Source organism: Sphingopyxis sp. GC21 (genome assembly GCF_025727575.1).
Taxonomy (GTDB): Bacteria; Pseudomonadota; Alphaproteobacteria; order Sphingomonadales; family Sphingomonadaceae; genus Sphingopyxis; species Sphingopyxis terrae_A.
The window spans coordinates 3,731,982-3,747,573 of record NZ_CP095845.1 but is presented as its reverse complement, the minus strand read 5'-3'; the positions used below and the strand labels follow the sequence as shown (position 1 = coordinate 3,747,573).

At 65.4% G+C, this 15,592-nt stretch carries 14 protein-coding genes; 8 read left to right on the top strand and 6 right to left on the bottom strand.

The features are described from left to right. Positions 1–2: 2 nt before the first annotated feature. The 4 genes from MU856_RS18135 to gdhA are packed head-to-tail and all read right to left on the bottom strand — an operon-like array spanning position 3 to position 6,781. Entirely contained in the window at positions 3–1,961 is a 1,959-nt protein-coding gene (locus MU856_RS18135) for a hypothetical protein (protein WP_263588143.1), read from the bottom strand. A gap of 3 nt (positions 1,962–1,964) precedes the next feature. Then, the gene (locus MU856_RS18130) at positions 1,965–3,944 is read right to left on the bottom strand and encodes a heme-binding protein (RefSeq protein ID WP_186401330.1); all 1,980 of its coding nucleotides are present in this window, start codon (positions 3,942–3,944) and stop codon (positions 1,965–1,967) included. Between the two features lie 4 nt (positions 3,945–3,948). After that, positions 3,949–5,388, bottom strand: coding sequence for a cytochrome c family protein (locus MU856_RS18125; protein ID WP_263588142.1), 1,440 nt, complete (start codon positions 5,386–5,388; stop codon positions 3,949–3,951). 37 nt (positions 5,389–5,425) lie between these two features. Further along, positions 5,426–6,781: an NADP-specific glutamate dehydrogenase gene (gene gdhA / locus MU856_RS18120; protein WP_003046570.1), complete on the bottom strand. Its 1,356-nt coding sequence runs from the start codon at positions 6,779–6,781 to the stop codon at positions 5,426–5,428. 166 nt (positions 6,782–6,947) lie between these two features. Between gdhA and MU856_RS18115 the strand changes: the two genes are divergently transcribed. From MU856_RS18115 to MU856_RS18105, 3 genes are all read left to right on the top strand, one after another. Then, complete coding sequence (locus MU856_RS18115) at positions 6,948–7,874, top strand: tetratricopeptide repeat protein (RefSeq protein WP_234179314.1); 927 nt, start codon at positions 6,948–6,950, stop codon at positions 7,872–7,874. Positions 7,875–7,975: 101 nt separating this feature from the next. Then, positions 7,976–8,233: a hypothetical protein gene (locus MU856_RS18110; RefSeq protein ID WP_263588141.1), complete on the top strand. Its 258-nt coding sequence runs from the start codon at positions 7,976–7,978 to the stop codon at positions 8,231–8,233. A gap of 42 nt (positions 8,234–8,275) precedes the next feature. Then, the gene (locus tag MU856_RS18105) at positions 8,276–8,566 is read left to right on the top strand and encodes a hypothetical protein (RefSeq protein WP_263588140.1); all 291 of its coding nucleotides are present in this window, start codon (positions 8,276–8,278) and stop codon (positions 8,564–8,566) included. A 13-nt stretch (positions 8,567–8,579) separates the two neighbouring features. On the opposite strand, the gene putA is transcribed toward MU856_RS18105, so the two are convergent. Then, a complete protein-coding gene (gene putA / locus MU856_RS18100) occupies positions 8,580–11,672 on the bottom strand; it encodes a bifunctional proline dehydrogenase/L-glutamate gamma-semialdehyde dehydrogenase PutA (RefSeq protein ID WP_263588139.1) in 3,093 nt (1,030 codons plus the stop codon). Between the two features lie 97 nt (positions 11,673–11,769). Here putA and MU856_RS18095 point away from each other — a divergent pair, with 97 nt between their 5' ends. Next, complete coding sequence (locus MU856_RS18095; protein WP_234179318.1) at positions 11,770–12,240, top strand: Lrp/AsnC family transcriptional regulator; 471 nt, start codon at positions 11,770–11,772, stop codon at positions 12,238–12,240. A 45-nt stretch (positions 12,241–12,285) separates the two neighbouring features. On the opposite strand, the gene MU856_RS18090 is transcribed toward MU856_RS18095, so the two are convergent. Then, positions 12,286–12,675, bottom strand: coding sequence for a DUF4189 domain-containing protein (locus tag MU856_RS18090; RefSeq protein ID WP_263588138.1), 390 nt, complete (start codon positions 12,673–12,675; stop codon positions 12,286–12,288). On the opposite strand from MU856_RS18090, the gene MU856_RS18085 reads away from it, so the two are divergent. The 4 genes from MU856_RS18085 to MU856_RS18070 all read left to right on the top strand — a co-directional run bounded on the left by MU856_RS18085 (position 12,655) and on the right by MU856_RS18070 (position 15,334). Beyond that, the gene (locus tag MU856_RS18085) at positions 12,655–12,915 is read left to right on the top strand and encodes a hypothetical protein (RefSeq protein ID WP_263588137.1); all 261 of its coding nucleotides are present in this window, start codon (positions 12,655–12,657) and stop codon (positions 12,913–12,915) included. The genes MU856_RS18090 and MU856_RS18085 overlap by 21 nt on opposite strands. A 356-nt stretch (positions 12,916–13,271) precedes the next feature. Then, positions 13,272–13,949: a hypothetical protein gene (locus MU856_RS18080; RefSeq protein WP_263588136.1), complete on the top strand. Its 678-nt coding sequence runs from the start codon at positions 13,272–13,274 to the stop codon at positions 13,947–13,949. Between the two features lie 756 nt (positions 13,950–14,705). After that, positions 14,706–15,008 (top strand): type II toxin-antitoxin system RelE/ParE family toxin, encoded by a 303-nt coding sequence (locus MU856_RS18075; RefSeq protein ID WP_234179323.1) that lies wholly within the window; start codon positions 14,706–14,708, stop codon positions 15,006–15,008. A 35-nt stretch (positions 15,009–15,043) separates the two neighbouring features. Next, complete coding sequence (locus MU856_RS18070; protein ID WP_234179325.1) at positions 15,044–15,334, top strand: helix-turn-helix domain-containing protein; 291 nt, start codon at positions 15,044–15,046, stop codon at positions 15,332–15,334. Positions 15,335–15,592 lie beyond the last annotated feature (258 nt).

The window sequence follows — 15,592 nt, the reverse complement described above, 5'->3', positions numbered from 1 at the left end:
GTCTAGAAACTCACGATCAGATTGGCGAGGACCGAGACATAAGCCCGGTCGCGCTCGCGATTCTCGAACAGATCCTTGAATCCGTCACCGGGCAGCAGCACCGCGGCGCTGAGGCGGCCGACGATATTCTGCGTCGCCTTGGGCCGCCAGATGCCTGCCACCGACAGATCCCAGCCGATATCCTTGGGGATCGACCCTTCGCTGCGCAGCACCTGCAAACCCGCTGTATTGTCGAACCACAGATGATTGGCGTTCACGCTGACGCGTGTTTCGGGCGACAAGTCGAAATCGGCACCGGCGCCGACGAACACGGTGCCGGGGTTGTTGAAATTCGACTGCCCCTCTTCCTTCGAAGAGCGCAGCGAATTGAGAATGCCGTTGCGACCGCTCAACGAAATGACGCGCCCGCCGCCCGCAAAGGGAATCGTCTGACGAATCCAGTAGCTGGTGTCGGCGCCGCCGAAGATCGGATTTTCGAAGATCGCGTCGAAACCGCCCTCGACATTGTTATAGGGATCGCTGTCGCCGGTGGCGTAAAGGCCCGACAGGCGAAAGCGCATCCAGTCGTGATCGTAGCTGAGTTCGGCAGCGCCGAAGCCCGCGCGGATCTTTGCCGGCTTGCTGGTGAAGAAACTGTTCCGGTCCTCACCCAGTGCCGCATAGAAGCTGGCGGTCAGATTGATCCGCCCGATACGTCCGTCGGCGCTGTAACCAAGATAGGTCACGTCATATTCGCGGCCGCGCAGATCGCCGAGGAGGGCCGGGCGCACCGGAAAGCCGTTGTGGTCGATCTGGATGTCGTTCTTTTCGCGGTTGCGATTGTAGGTGACGCTGACCTGGCTCGTCAGCCCGACGAACGGGAAATCCTGGCGATAGAGGTTCGCGGTGAAGATGAAATCGTCGCGCGGGCTTTGCGTGATGTCGTTGAGCCCGCTGTTGGTGTCCTTTTCGAGCCGCCAGAAGGCCGCGACATTATATTGAAAACGGTTGTTGTCGCGGTTGCCGAACAGGCGGATGCCGAGTTGGCTGTCGTTGAACAGGAAACCGCGAAAATCGCTCTGGAACGGCTGGATGCCGATGCGGATCGAATGGAAGTCGTAACGGTCGCTGTCGTTGCCCAGATGCTTGTCGACGAACAACTCCTGCACCCCCAAGAAATTGTCGTAACGATGGCTTGGCTGCGACGGGCGCACATCGAGCACGCGCCGTTCGGGCACGTCGACATAGTTGAAATTATAGGCCAGCGTGACGCGATATTCGACGTCGGGCGGCTTGAAGGCGGTCGACCCCTTGATGAGCGCGGCGCCCGCGATCAGCGTCTGCGACAGCACGAAGCTGCGATTCTTGCCGAACACGTCGAGGCTGCCCGGCCGCTCGGTGGTCTGGACGCCGACCGGAATCGGAAAGGTGCGCGGTTCGAACACCGTGTCTGACACCGCACTGGCGACGAAAAACCAGTCGTCGCCCCGGATGGGGAGCCACGGCACCTTCGACCGGTCGATCGGCCGGTCGCCCTTCAGCGTATTCTGATGATAGGGATCGAACCAGCGTTCCTTGACCACGCCGAGCGATTCGATGAGGCGCCAGCGGTCGGGCACCGGCAGTTGATCCTCGATCCCCGGAAAGGCCTGCGGCGGCGGCGGACGCAGCGCGCCAACATTGTCCTGCCGCATCTGCTCGGGCAGATCGGGCGTGTAGCCGGGGCGGCGGCGGCCTTCGATAATCTGGGTGACCAGATCGTCTTTCAGCACATCCTTCCAGTCGACCGGCGGCGGCGGCGGGATCAGCGCTTCGCCGTCAGGCGCCGGGAACGCAGCCGGCGCCGCGCCGTGCGCAGCGCCATCGGGCGCGGGCGGTTCGGGCGGCGGCGGGGGCGGCGGCAACGCCTGCCCCGCCGCGGGTGCACCCTGGGCCGCGAGCGTCGCGATGATCGGCAGCAGGCTGCTTCCAAGCGCGCTCATCGCCTATAGCCCCTGGCAGACATTCTGCTGGCTGGTGTCGAGGAAGGGCGCGAAGGGGCAGCTGATGTAGCGCAGGCGCACCGTCTTTCCATCGGACAGGGTGACGACGATATTGTCGGCACGCTTGTCGATCGGGGCGTTGCCTATCGTGCCGACACGCGCGCCGCCGTTATGCGCTCCGAGGAAGCTGATCATATCGTCCTGGTCGATGCCGTCGCCCGACACGCCGATCGCGCCGACAAGCTGCGCCCCGCGATAGATGGGCACCGAACCCGGGAAAATCTGGATTCCGTTCTGCAATCGGTTCTGTCCCGCGGCGACGTCGGGCAAGGTCGTGCAGCGCTGCGGCGTGTCGGTCGCGCTGGCGCCGGATACGAAGCCGAGGTGCGCGCCGATATTGCCGATGACGAGCGCCGATTGCAGCCCGGTCGAAAAGGGATTGAACTGCGCGATCGGGCGCGACAGCGGGCCATTGGGCCGCCCGACCTCGCCGTCGGGGAAATAGGGGCGGGAGAGATTGCCCCCCGACCGGTCGGCGAAGGCGAAGGTACCGGTCAGCGCGCTGGGATCGTTCAGAAAGCTGCGCACCGCGGGGACGAAATGCTGCACGTCGGCGCTGGCGTTGGCGCTGAGTTCCGCCCCGGCGTTGGCGCCCGAGAAAAAGGCCGCGGTGCGCGCCTTTTGCAGCGAGACGTCGGTGCCGAAAATCGGCGCGTCGGGCGCGCGCACGATGCCGAGTACGGCGCCATGCGTATCGACGAGACTGATCGTCACCTGCGCCCGGCTGTCGAGCGGGCGGCGAATCTGCGCGCGCGCGCGGCTCATCACGGCAAAGGCGTCTTCGAGCACGGCGCGCACCTCGGCCTGGGTGAGCGGCGCGCTGTTGGTCGATGCATCGGTGCCGGCGCGGATCGGAAAGCGGTTGGTGCCGCTGCCATTGGTCAGGACAAAGGCGTCGCGGTTGGAAAATTCGGCCGCGGTCGAGGCGCGGATTCCCGACGCTTCACTGCCATAGGCGGTGCCCGCGACGATCGCCGCGGCGGCATAGCCGATGACCGCGACCAGATTGCCGGCCGTGCCGTTCAGGCTGGCGAAGCTCGCGCCGCCGCTCGTCTGCAAGCCGCCATAAGTGGCGTCCGAAAAGCGCAGCGTCGTCCCGTCGACGGTGATCTTGTCGGCGGTGATCGCCGCCGGCGCCTCGAACCCGCGCGTCCCGGCGAGCGCAATGAACTCCTCGGCATCATTGTCGATGTCGAGAATGTTGGAATCGCTGCCATAGACGCCGTCGCCCATCACCCCGATGCCGCCGACGAGCACGCCATTCTTGTAAAGCGGCAGGCCGCCCGGGTCGGCCGCGAGGCCGAGCGGCGAGCGCTTTGGCCCGATCAGCGCGCCGCCGCCCATGGCGCCGAAGCGCGCGGCAAGATCGCTGCACGGAAGCTGGCTGAACTGCACCCCGAACAGCGGCCCGCTTTCCAGCCCCGCAGTCGTCGGCGCGGGCGGGAAATGCTCCTGGACGATCTGGCTCGCGGTGCGCGTCGAAAAGGCGTTGCCGCCGCTCGACAGATAGGCGCCGGTGATCGCCTTCGCGATCGCACCCGCTTCTGCAGGGAAGGTGACGTTCTGCGCGTCGATATTGTCGCCGTTGGGCGCCGCCGAGGTCGTCGCGGTGGCGCGCGCGCCGTTCATGCGGAAGACACCGAGGACATTGCCGACGCGGTCGGTGACCGCGATTACCGACGGAAGGCCGCGCGCCTGCGCCTCGGCGATTGCGCCGGCGAGTACGGTCTGGACGTCGGCGACGCTGAGCGACTGGCTCGCGGGCGGCGTGTAGAGGCCGCCGGTCGGAGTGGGAGTCGGCGTCGGCGTGGGCGTTGGCGAGGGGGTCGGCGTGCCGCCGCCTCCACCGCCGCACGAGGCGAGGAGCAGTGCCGGGCCGGCGACAAGGGCGGCGGTGCGAAAGAGGCGCGATCGGGTCCGCATCGGCTTACCGCAGCGCCTGAATCGCGCGCACCGCGCTGCCGAAGGAGGCCTGGAAGTCGCTGGGCTTATAGGCGTTGGGATCCTTGACCGAGGCATAGGCGCGGTCGATGTCGGCGCGGATGCCCGCCGCAGCGCCGATGGTGATCCGCCCCGACGAAACCATCGCGTTAAGCAGCGTGTCGACCCCCATCACCGCCTGCGACGACCCCGCATAGTCGGTGAAGCGGTCATTGACCGCCTTGCCCGCAATCGCATCGACCATCGCAAAGGCGTCGGTGCCCGAAAAGGCGCGCGCGGCGAAGGCGCTTTTGAGCGCCGCGACCGTCTGCGCCAGATCAGCGGCGGCGCGAACCGCGGCCGGACGATCGGTCGCGATCGCGCGGTGGAAGGCGGCGCTGCGCGCGCCGAGCTGCTCGGCAAGCGCGGGCGAGGCCATGCGCGCAGCGGCCGAGAGCATGATCAGATTTTCGTCATTATAGGGCGGCATGCCTTCGGGAATGCCCGGCCGCGCCGGATTGTCGACGCTGGTCTTCACCGGCTTCGCCTGATCGTAGATCCGGCGGTGGCAGCTGTGACAGTCGAGGAAATAAAATTCGGGGAACATCCCCTCGGTCCCGCGTTTCGACTGGAACAGCGCGAGGCTGCGTTCGAGCGCGGTCGCCTGCCCCACCGCCCACATCTGCACATGGTCGGTGCGCGCGCCCGCCGCGCCGAACTTGCGCCAGCCATAATCGGCATCTTCCTGATGATGCGCCTGGAGCGAGGAGAAGAGGTCGAGCTCGAATGAAATGCGCGGATGCCCAGCCGCCATGATGCGGTGGGTGACGAACTGCCCCTCGCCCGCGGCCCCGAAATGGCAATCGACGCACACGCCCGCGCGCACCACCGGATCCTCGAGCCGGCGCAAGCCGGCGCGCAGATTGGCGAGATGCTTCTCGCGCATTTCGCCGCCGGGGCTGGGGTTGGCGCCGACCCCGGCATAATGGCTCGCGATCCAGCTGCCTGCAGGACCGTGGCAGGATTCGCAGGTGACGCCGTCCTCGACCGGCGCGGCACCGCGGCTTGTTGCCGCATCGCTGTGGCACCCAAGGCACACCGAGGCGCGCGCCGGATCGCCGATGCCGAGGTTGCGGGCAATGAACTGGCTTCGGCTGGTGTTGAGCACGGCCCAGGCGCGGCTATGCGCGCCGCCGGGGGTCGAGGGTTCCTGCCAGCGCATCAACTCGTCCTGACGGACAACGACGCCGTCGCCCTCCATCCGGCCGTGGCAGGTCGATCCCGCGCAGGACGCAACACCCAGAAAACGCCCGCCGCTTTCGCCCTGCGAGCGCGCCGGAGGCGCCGAAAGCGTCGCGGCGATCGCAAGCATGGCAAGCAGCAGTGCCAGTGCCGCCACCGCCGCCCACGACCGATCGCCGCGCCCGATGCCAGCGTGCGTCGTCATTCCCACGAGTCCCCTTTTGCCCTGAGGGCCTTTTACCCTAAACGACCCCGAACGCCAGCATCGCGTCGGCGACTTTCTTGAAGCCGGCGATGTTCGCGCCCTTCACATAATCGATATAGCCGCCGCCCTGATCGCCATAGGTCAGGCAGCGTTCGTGGATGCCCGCCATGATATCCTTGAGCATCTGTTGCAGCTCGGCTTCGCTCCAGCTGCGCCGGCCGCTGTTCTGGCTCATTTCGAGGCCCGAAACCGCAACCCCGCCGGCGTTGGCCGCCTTGCCGGGCGCGAACATGATCTTTGCGTCCTTGAAGACATGAACACCGGCAAGGTCGGTCGGCATGTTCGCGCCCTCGCTCACCGCGATGCAGCCGTTCGCCACCAGCATTTTCGCATCATCGCCATTCAGCTCGTTCTGCGTCGCGCACGGCAGCGCGACGTCGCACGGCACCGCCCACGGCGTTTTGCCCGCGGTAAAGGTGGCGCTCTTGAACTCGGCGCAATAATCCTCGATCCGGCCGCGCCGGTGCGTCTTGTGCGCCTTAACCCAGTCGATCTTTTCCTGGGTGATGCCGTCGGGATCGTGGATGAAGCCGCCCGAATCGGACAGGGTGAGCACCTTGCCGCCCAGCTGCACGATCTTTTCCGCCGCGTGCGTCGCGACATTGCCCGATCCCGAAATCACCGCGCTCTTGCCGACGAGATCCTGCCCCTTCGCCGCAAGCATGTTTGCGAGGAAATAGACAGCGCCATAGCCCGTCGCCTCGGTCCGGATCAGCGAGCCGCCCCATTCAAGGCCTTTGCCGGTGAGCACCCCGGTAAATTCGTTGGTAATGCGCTTGTACTGGCCGAACATGAAGCCGATTTCGCGTCCGCCGACGCCGATGTCGCCCGCCGGCACGTCGACGTCGGCGCCGATGTGGCGATAGAGCTCGGTCATGAAGCTCTGGCAGAAGCGCATGATCTCGCGCACGCTCTTGCCCTTCGGGTTGAAGTTAGACCCGCCCTTGCCGCCGCCCATCGGCAGGCCGGTGAGCGCATTTTTGAACGTTTGTTCGAACGCCAAGAATTTGAGGACGCTTTCGGTCACGCTCGGGTGAAAGCGGATGCCCCCCTTATAGGGGCCGATGGCATTGTTGTTCTGAACCCGCCAGCCGCGCTGGACGCGGATATTGCCGTTGTCGTCCTCCCAGCAGACGCGGAAGGACACGACCCGGTCGGGTTCGGCAATGCGCCGCAATATCTGCTGCGCGTGATATTCTTCCTTGTCGGCGATGAAGTCGAAAATATCCTCGGCGACTTCCTGCACCGCCTGGACGAACTCGGGCTGGCCCGGGTTGCGCCGCTTCACACCTTCCATGAACGTCGGAAAATCGACGTGATCCGCTACCGCCATGCACCCCTCCCACGCAAAGACTTGGGAAAACCGGTGCGACCCCCTGTTTTACGATTTTATCGTTGACCGACCTCGCCCGACAGAGGCTACACCTTTGCCCGCCAAAGGCAATATGGCGCGGCACCGTCGCGCGCGATTTCGCCGCGGCGAATATTCGGGGGATGGAATGAGCGAAACCAAGGCCATGTCGACGACGAACCGTGCGATCCTGATCGCCGCCTTCCTCCTGCTCGCCGGCGCGATCGGCTACGCGATCTGGCGCGATTCCGCCAATTATGCCGCGGCGCCCGCGCCGACGGCCGCAGCGTCACCCGATGCACAGCTTGCCGCAATCGAGGACCGGACACGGCGCGAACCGCAAAGCGCCGACGCGTGGATGGCGCTCGGTGCCGCGCGTTTCGACCTTGGCGATTATCCCGGCGCCGCCGCGGCTTATGAAAAATCGGTCGCGATCGCGCCCGAGTCGGCTGGGCTATGGTCGGCGCTTGGCGAGGCGCGCGTGATGGCAAGTCCGCGCGATCCGATGCCCGCCGCCGCGGCCGAAGCCTTTGACAAGGCGATCGCGCTCAATCCCAGAGATCCGCGCGCACGCTATTTCATGGCAGTGAAGAAGGATATCGCCGGCGATCACAAGGGGGCGATCGACGAATGGTTCGCGCTGCTCGCCGACACGCCGCAGGGCGCTCCGTGGGAGGCCGACCTGCGCCGCACGATCGAGCAGGTCGGCGCGATCAACAAGATTGACGTCGCCCCGCGCCTCGCCGCGACGCAGCCGCGCGCGCTCAAGGCCGACGAGATGCCCGTCGCCGCGCGCGCAATCCCCGGCCCCAGCCGCGCCGACATGGAAGCCGCCTCGCAGCTTCCCAAGGGGCAGCAGGACGCGATGATCGTGGGGATGGTCGACGGGCTGGAGGCCAAGCTGAAAGCAAATCCGGCGGACGTCGACCGCTGGATCATGCTGATGCGCAGCCGGATGACGCTCGGCGAAACCGCAAAAGCGGCGCAGGCACTGAAAGACGCGCTCGCCGCCAATCCGGGTGCGGCACAAAGGCTGAAGGCGCAGGCGCAGATGCTCGGGGTGCCGGGGACCTGATTTTTTAGCAGGGGGGAGATAGTCGTGAAATCCGTGATGATATTGGCCGGTATAATGGCCATGGCCCCGCCGCACCGACCGCAGCCGCACGCGAGAGCTTTGTGCTGGAAATCGGCGGCGAACAGCTGACGGGACTCGCGCCCGAAGGATATTGCGTTCCCAAGGGCAGGGACAAGGAAGCCAGCGATCTGCTTGCCACGGGTGACACGCAGAATTTCACCTTGATCATGCTGATCCGGTGCGATCGCCAAAACCATCCGCAAGGATTCGGCGCCGACTATTTCCTGATCAAGGCGGCGAGCGAGACGATAGACGTCGTTATGGAACGCGCCGAATTCCTCAAGCTGATGGAGGCCTAGATTGGCAAGGCCGAATGGCGATCGGGTGAAACTTCGGACGCGTTGCTGAAAAATGCGTCGAAGGACGTAAGCAGCGCGCTGGGGACGGATATCGCGATATCCGGCGCCCTGCGCCCGCATGGCGTCGACACGAGCTGCGCCTATCTTGGCGGTTCGCTGAACGTGGCCACCGACGGAAAAACGCTCCCCATAGTCGCGGGGGCCTGCCTGACCTCGGTCGCAGGCAAGCTGCTGTCGGTTAACGCCTATGACGAGGCGAAGCCGCCCGTCGACGCGGCGGTCCAGATGCGCCGCGCGCGCGCTTTAGCGATGCAGTTGAAGGCCGCTCCCTGACCCGAAAGCTGCCCTAACCCGCCATCAGCGCCGCATTGCCGCCTGCGGCGGTGATGTCGGTCGAGATCGATTTTTCCTCGGCGAAACGGTGCAGATAATGCGGGCCACCGGCCTTCGGCCCCGTGCCTGACAGACCGCGGCCGCCGAAGGGCTGCGATCCAACGATCGCGCCGATCTGGTTGCGGTTGACATAGACATTGCCGACCGCCGCGCGCGCCGCGACATGCGCCGCGACGCCGTCGATCCGTGTGTGGACGCCCAGCGTCAGGCCATAGCCCGAGGCGTTGATCGCGTCGATCAGCGCGTCGAGCTCGCCGCCTTTCCATGTCGCGACATGCAGCACCGGTCCGAAAATCTCGCGCCTGAGATCGGTGACATGATCGAGGCGGATCATCGTCGGCGGTACAAAGGTACCGCCCGCCGGCCAATCGGTGCGCGCCGCCTCTGCGATCACGCGGCCCGCGGCGCGTGCATCCGCGACATAAGCCGCGATGTTCGCTTGCGCCTCGGCATCGATGATCGGACCGACATCGGTCGCGAGGATAGCGGGGTCGCCGATGTTGAGTTCGGCCATCGCGCCCGCGACCATGTCGATCATCGTCTCGGCGACATCCTCTTGCACGCAAAGCAGGCGAAGCGCCGAACAGCGCTGGCCCGCCGATTGGAAAGCGCTGGCGACGGCGTCACGGGCGACCTGTTCGGGAAGCGCGGTCGAATCGACGATCATCGCGTTGGCACCGCCGGTTTCGGCGATCAGCGTCGCGATCGGACCGTCACGCCCCGCGAGGCTGCGGTTGATCGCGCGCGCAACCTCGGTCGATCCGGTGAAGGCGACGCCGATGATATCGTCATGACCGGTCAGCGCTGCGCCCACCGTTTCGCCGCGACCGGGGAGAAATGCCAACACATCGGCGGGCACCCCAGCCTCGAGCAGCAATTCTATCGCGGCATGCGCGATCAGCGGCGTCTGTTCGGCGGGCTTCGCCAGCACCGCGTTGCCCGCGGCGAGCGCCGCCGAGACCTGCCCCAGAAAGATCGCCAGCGGGAAATTCCACGGGCTGATGGCAACGAAGACGCCCTTGCCTTCGAGGATCAGTTCGTTGCGCTCGCCGGTCGGGCCGGGCAGCGCGACGGGGTAGGTGAAATCGGCGCGCGCCTGGGCGGCATAATAGCGCAGGAAGTCGACCGCCTCGCGCACTTCGGCCACCGCATCGACGAGCGTCTTGCCCGCCTCGTCGATCGCCAGCCCCAGAAAGAGAGCATCGCGTTCCTCGAGCAGATCGGCCGCGCGTTCGAGCCGTTCGGCGCGGAAAGCGCCGCCGGCAAGACTCCAGTCGCCCTGCGCCGCGCGCGCGGCGGCGACGGCCGCATCGACCATATCGGCATCGGCCTCGATCACATGACCGACGACAGCGCCAGTTGCGGGATTGCGCACCGCTTCGGCGGTGCCCGCCGCTGCCGTGCCGCTGACGATCGGCGCCGCGATGCGCCCGCTGTCCCGCGCCCCGGCAATCGCGGCCGCCAGCGCCTCGGGCACGCCGGGTTCGCCAAGGTCATAGCCGCGCGAATTGCGCCGGACGGGATCGAAAAGCTGGAGCCCGGTGGGGAGCTTCGACGGCACGCTCGCGATGCTGCGCGGGTCGACCGCCAGCTCTTCGGCGGTCACGTCGGGGTCCGAAAACTGGTGCACGAAACTGCTGTTCGCGCCATTTTCGAGCAGGCGGCGGACGAGATAGGCGAGCAGGTCGCGGTGGGTGCCCACGGGCGCATAGACGCGTACCGGGCGCAGCGGCGGCGACAGCGCAACGATCGCATCATGCGCGCCTTCACCCATGCCGTGCAGCCGCTGCAGTTCGTAATCGGCGCCGTCGAACAGTTCGGCGATGAAGGCCAGCGTCATCGCATTATGCGTCGCAAAGGCCGGGAAGATGCAATCCTGATGCTCGCGCAATATCTGCGCGCACGCCATATAGTTGAGGTCGGTGTGGTTCTTTGCGGTGAAGACCGGAAAATCGCCCAGCCCCATCGTCTGCGCGCGCTTGATCTCGGTATCCCAATAGGCGCCCTTGACCAGCCGCATCGACAGCATGACGCCCCGCGCGCGCGCCTTGGCGGCAACCCAGCGGATCGCCTCGCTCGCGCGCTTCTGATAGGCCTGGATCACGATGCCGAGCCCGGTCCAGCCGTCGGCGAGCCCCGCGTCGATCAGCGCGCCATAAACGTCGAGATGCGGTTCGAGCCGGTCGCTTTCCTCGGCATCGATCATCAGCGGAATGTTGACGCCGCGCGCGGCGCGGGCGAGCGCGATAACATCGGGGATCAATTCTTCGCGAACGCGCTCGGCCTGCAGATATTCGTAACGCGGGTGGAGCGCCGACAGCTTGATCGAAATGCCGTGGTTGGCAAACGGGTCGCCCGGCTTCGCATCGCGGCCGATGCGCGCGATCGCCGCGGCATAGCTGTCATAATAGCGCCGCGCATCCTCTGCGGTGCGCGCCGCTTCGCCGAGCATGTCGAAGCTGGCGAGTTCGCCCTTGTCCTTGTCGGCACGCCGCACCGCGGCGTCGATCGTTTCGCCCATCACGAACTGCTGGCCGAGCAGCTTCATCGCCGCGAGCGCCGCCTGGCGGATCACCGGCTCGCCCGAGCGGCGGATCATCGACTTGAGCAGGGTGAGCGGGTTCGCCTTGCTGCCCATCGCGCCGAGCATCAGCGTCGCCGAGCCCAGCGACAGGCCGCGCGCCGACAACGCGACAACCAGCGGGCTGTCCTCATCCTCGCCCTCGCGCCAATGACGTCCGGCGATCTTGTCGCGGATCAGCGCATTGGCGGTCGCGCTGTCGGGAACGCGCAGCAGCGCTTCGGCAAGGCACATCAGCACGACGCCTTCCTCGGTCGACAGGCGGTAGCGATTCATGAGCTGCGCGACGAGCGTCTCGCGCTCACCCTCGGCCTTCGCCTTGCGGATGAGCGCGAGCCCCCGCCGCGTCACCGCGTCGAGGGTGGCGGGCGAGCGGGCAAGCTGGGTCCGCAGATCGGCGACAAGGTCGGCTTCGGAACGGCGGGCGAGGGCGCGGATGGCGGCGCGGTCGGTCGGCTGGGTCATGGCGTATGATAGCATGCGCTGCAAAGGCAATCCGCCTTCAATCGCGCGCCTACGTTTATCTTTTGACCTATTATCGGCGTCATATTAGGCAATTAGTATGGCAAACTCGAAAATCATGGTCGATCTGGACGAATTTGATCGCAAGATCATCGCAATATTGGGCCGCGACGGGCGGATGACCTACACCGAACTGGCGCAGCGCGTCGGCCTGTCGAAGACGCCGTGCCAGCAGCGCGTCAAACGACTGGTCGATTGCGGGCTGATCACCGGCTTTCGCGCGATCGTTGACCCCGCCAAGCTGGGGCTCGACCATGTGGCCTTTACCGAGGTCAAGCTGTCCGACACGCGCGAGGAGGCGCTACGCCGCTTCAACGACGCGGTGCGGCGGATTCCCGAGGTCGAGGAATGCCACATGATCGCGAGCAGCTTCGACTATCTCCTGAAGGTGCGTACCCTCGACATCCGCCGCTATCGCATCGTGTTGGGCGAGAAAATCTCCAGCCTGCCGCATGTCGCGAGCACCTCGACCTTCGTCGCGATGGAAACGATCTGCGAATCGGCGCGCTGAGCCGACGGTCTGCGCCGCTGCCGCATCCCGGCCAGGATCTCTTTCTTATTTCACGTCGGTTCGCCCGGTAGACGGCAGGCGCGAATCGATTTTCGCCACGATCCGGCATTCGAGGGACTGTGCAGCACAGTCCTTCGCGACGGCCTTCTCGAGATCGTTCGGCCAAGCCGTCCAGGTCACATGCGGGCCACCACCCGCATCGACCGATAGTGCCACCTTGCTGTTGGACGACCAGGACACCGCCTCGCACTCATCGTTTGCGTCCTTGCAATATTTCGCCATGGCTTTTTCTGCCTTGCTTTTATCGGTGTGCTCAACGCGCAGGCGCGCGAGCTGCGCCTTGACCTGCAACCGGCCCGCGACGGCTCCCTCCACACCATCCGCGCCGATGCGCAGGCTGTGCTCGACAGCCTGATGGCCGAAGCCTCCGAACACGCAAAGTTGATCGTCGACGCATTCGCCAGCATCGAGGCTGTCGCCGTCGGTATGCGCTGCGGGGCGACCGAGGCAAGCGCCGCGCGGAAAGTGGTCGATGGGTTGACAGACGGTGGCGCGCTTCTTCGGTATAATCGCACCCTGCCCGTTCGCCCGGAAATCGTCGCCATGATCGAGGCGCTTTCCGACAAAGGCCCGGCGGTCCGCGTGACGAAGCCGACCGAAATCACTGCGCCCTGACAGAATCCCGGCTGGCTTTTCCTTTTGCGCCAGTCCGGTCCGGGGTCGCGCCTCGGCTCATCGGCGCGGCCCTGGATAAGTTCGTCGCCCGGGGCACCTTCTCCCGGGTCCGCCGCCGCGGTGGTTTTCTGGTTTCCCGCCGCGGCGCTCGGGCAGTCGGTCGTTCTTCGATGCGACCGGCTGCCCCTTTCCCTACCCCTGCGCGCTCAGAAGGGGCGGCATTCACGCAGGCACACTGGCCGGCTGCGACATCGGGGTCGGCCTTTTTGTGCTATTAGGTTCAAATTGGAGGCAAATTCTGAACGCCTATTGATCCGTCCCGATATAGTCTCGCCACCTTTTGGGGGAGTGGGTCTATGAAATACGCATTTGTTGCCGCTACGGCGGCTCTTTCCGTCTGCGCGTCCGTTGCTTGCGCTCAGGACGCCGCTACGGCGCCTGCGGCCACCGTCGCGCCTACGGCAGCTGTTATCACGCCAGCTGCGACGAATAACGCCGTCCTGCGCGCTGGGACGCCGGTTGCGCTACGCCTGATGGAAGAAGTCACGACGAAGAAGAAAGCCGCGCGCGTCGGCCAGCGCTTCATGATGGAAGTCGCAGAGCCGGTCGTCGTCAATAGCGTGACCGTGATTCCGGCAGGCACGCCCGCTTGGGGCGAGATCACCAATGTTCGCAACAAGGGCATGTGGGGGAAGTCGGGCAAGCTCGACGCGCGCATCCTGTATCTGCGCGTCAATGGTCGCCAGATCCGATTGACCGGGACCTTCGATGACAAGGGCGTGACCGGGACCGCTGGCGTTGTCGGCGCCGTCGCATTGGTGCCGATCGCTGGGTTCTTCGTGACCGGGACAAGCGCCACGCTTCCAAAGGGTGGCACGGTCGGCGGGTTCATCGATGAGGACGTGGAGCTGGCATTCGCTAATGCTGCGCCTGCCCCGCTTCAGCTGCCGGCCGCAGCGGCGCCGATGACGGTTCCGACCGTCACACCGGCCGCCCTGGCAGCCGACGCCGCCGGCTCGTCGGGCCAGCAATAACCCCGATTGCAGCTCGGCGCGTCCCAGCGGACGCTTGCGCCTAAATCTCTCCCCGGCTGCTTGGCGAACCTGTCGAGCGCACGCCGAGCGGCGCCGGGGTACGCAGCCTCGGCATCGCGCACGGCGGGGGCTTCGTGAACGTCCTTGTGGGTCAGGCCCATGCCAGCGACGGTAGCAAAACTCTCGTTCGGAAGTTTGCTCTTGTCGCCCCCGGCTGTCGCGACCTCGCCGCGTTTCTGTGCAGCGTCATACTCGTCAGCCAGCCGGCGCTTTGCGAGGCTTTCGAATGCGAGGGCGTCGGCTTGCAATTCGCGTTTGATCGGCAATAGGCACTTCGCATTCGGTGGGCAGCCGCGAAAGCTGCATGCGGATCGTGCGGCGAGAATACGGCTGGGAGAGTTTCACTTTGAGCTCCTTCAACAATGAAGGACACCCCAATAGGCACGAGCAGCGACCGCGATACCATTGCTTTCCGCACCAGCCAGCACCAGCCCAGCAAGCGCCGCGTCGCCAATCGCACCGGGCTGCATTGACAGACAATCTGGCTCTTTAAACTTAGCCACGCTTCGAAACCCGACCCTGATGCCAAAAAAGGGGTCTTCAAGCGCATTCCCTTTCGAAATCTCTCAGGTAGGACCCGCGATTTTTCCCGCATATATTCCGTGGCTTAACGTGCAATCGGCTGGATCTGAGCTATACGGCATTGCCGGATGTTTTCCGCTTGAATGATTTACGGCATTGCCGTATATATTCGGCATGCACACGGTCATCGAAACCAATGCCTATCTTGCCGCAGCAAAGGATGCGGGCATGGGGGAAGATGAGCGCGACGCGATTGTCGATCTGATCGCCGCCGATCCTCAGGTAGGAGAGATCATGCCGGGATGCGGCGGCGCCCGCAAACTTCGCGTTGCGAAGCCCGGCAAAGGAAAGTCGGGCGGCTATCGTGTCATCACCTATTTCGCAGGCGAGGACGTGCCTGCTTTCTTCTCACCGTCTTCGGGAAGGGCGAGAAGGTTTCGCTATCGAAGGGCGAGCGCAATGCTCTCGCTGCCCTGACGAAAACGCTCAAGAGCACGCTGTAGGAGGTTCACATGGCAAAAGGTGCATTCGACAAGATCGCCGCTGGCCTAAACGACGCGATCGCCTTCGCTGAGGGCGAGGTCGCGCGCGGCCGCGTGGCGGCAGGTCCAGACGTGAAGGCCATCCGCAGCAAGACCAAGCTGTCGCAGGCCGAGTTCGCAGGGAGGTTACGCATCAGCGCCGCAACCCTGCGCGATTGGGAGCAAGGCAGGCGTAGCCCGGAAGGCCCTGCCCGCGCGCTGCTCGGTATCGTGGACGTGGACCCCGACGCTGCGCTTAAGCTGCTCGCAAAGCTAGCCTGACCTGTGAGCGCCCTCGCGCCTCGATCTTTTGCCAAGGCCAAGCCGACCGAGCTCTGCATGCTGGCCGGTCGCTGGGCTGGCGTGATGCCGGATCCTGCCGGCGTGCTGGTCGAGCGCAAATTCGATGGCTTTCGATGCCTCTTCTTCGCCGGCCTCGATCGTCAATCTGCGGGAAGGCAGCGACGCTCGAGCCTGCACGACGTGCGCGCAATTGCGCCCCTTCGGCGCGGCAATAGCGCTTCTGTCGGTTTAATAGAT

Coding starts and splice junctions, on each gene's coding strand:
- MU856_RS18085 (WP_263588137.1), top strand. CDS start 12,655: ATGGCCGAAGCCTCCGAACACGCAAAGTTGATCGTCGACGCATTCGCC.
- MU856_RS18075 (WP_234179323.1), top strand. CDS start 14,706: ATGCACACGGTCATCGAAACCAATGCCTATCTTGCCGCAGCAAAGGAT.
- gdhA (WP_003046570.1), bottom strand. CDS start 6,781: ATGGCGGTAGCGGATCACGTCGATTTTCCGACGTTCATGGAAGGTGTG.
- MU856_RS18070 (WP_234179325.1), top strand. CDS start 15,044: ATGGCAAAAGGTGCATTCGACAAGATCGCCGCTGGCCTAAACGACGCG.
- MU856_RS18135 (WP_263588143.1), bottom strand. CDS start 1,961: ATGAGCGCGCTTGGAAGCAGCCTGCTGCCGATCATCGCGACGCTCGCG.
- MU856_RS18080 (WP_263588136.1), top strand. CDS start 13,272: ATGAAATACGCATTTGTTGCCGCTACGGCGGCTCTTTCCGTCTGCGCG.
- MU856_RS18125 (WP_263588142.1), bottom strand. CDS start 5,388: ATGACGACGCACGCTGGCATCGGGCGCGGCGATCGGTCGTGGGCGGCG.
- putA (WP_263588139.1), bottom strand. CDS start 11,672: ATGACCCAGCCGACCGACCGCGCCGCCATCCGCGCCCTCGCCCGCCGT.
- MU856_RS18095 (WP_234179318.1), top strand. CDS start 11,770: ATGGCAAACTCGAAAATCATGGTCGATCTGGACGAATTTGATCGCAAG.
- MU856_RS18130 (WP_186401330.1), bottom strand. CDS start 3,944: ATGCGGACCCGATCGCGCCTCTTTCGCACCGCCGCCCTTGTCGCCGGC.
- MU856_RS18115 (WP_234179314.1), top strand. CDS start 6,948: ATGAGCGAAACCAAGGCCATGTCGACGACGAACCGTGCGATCCTGATC.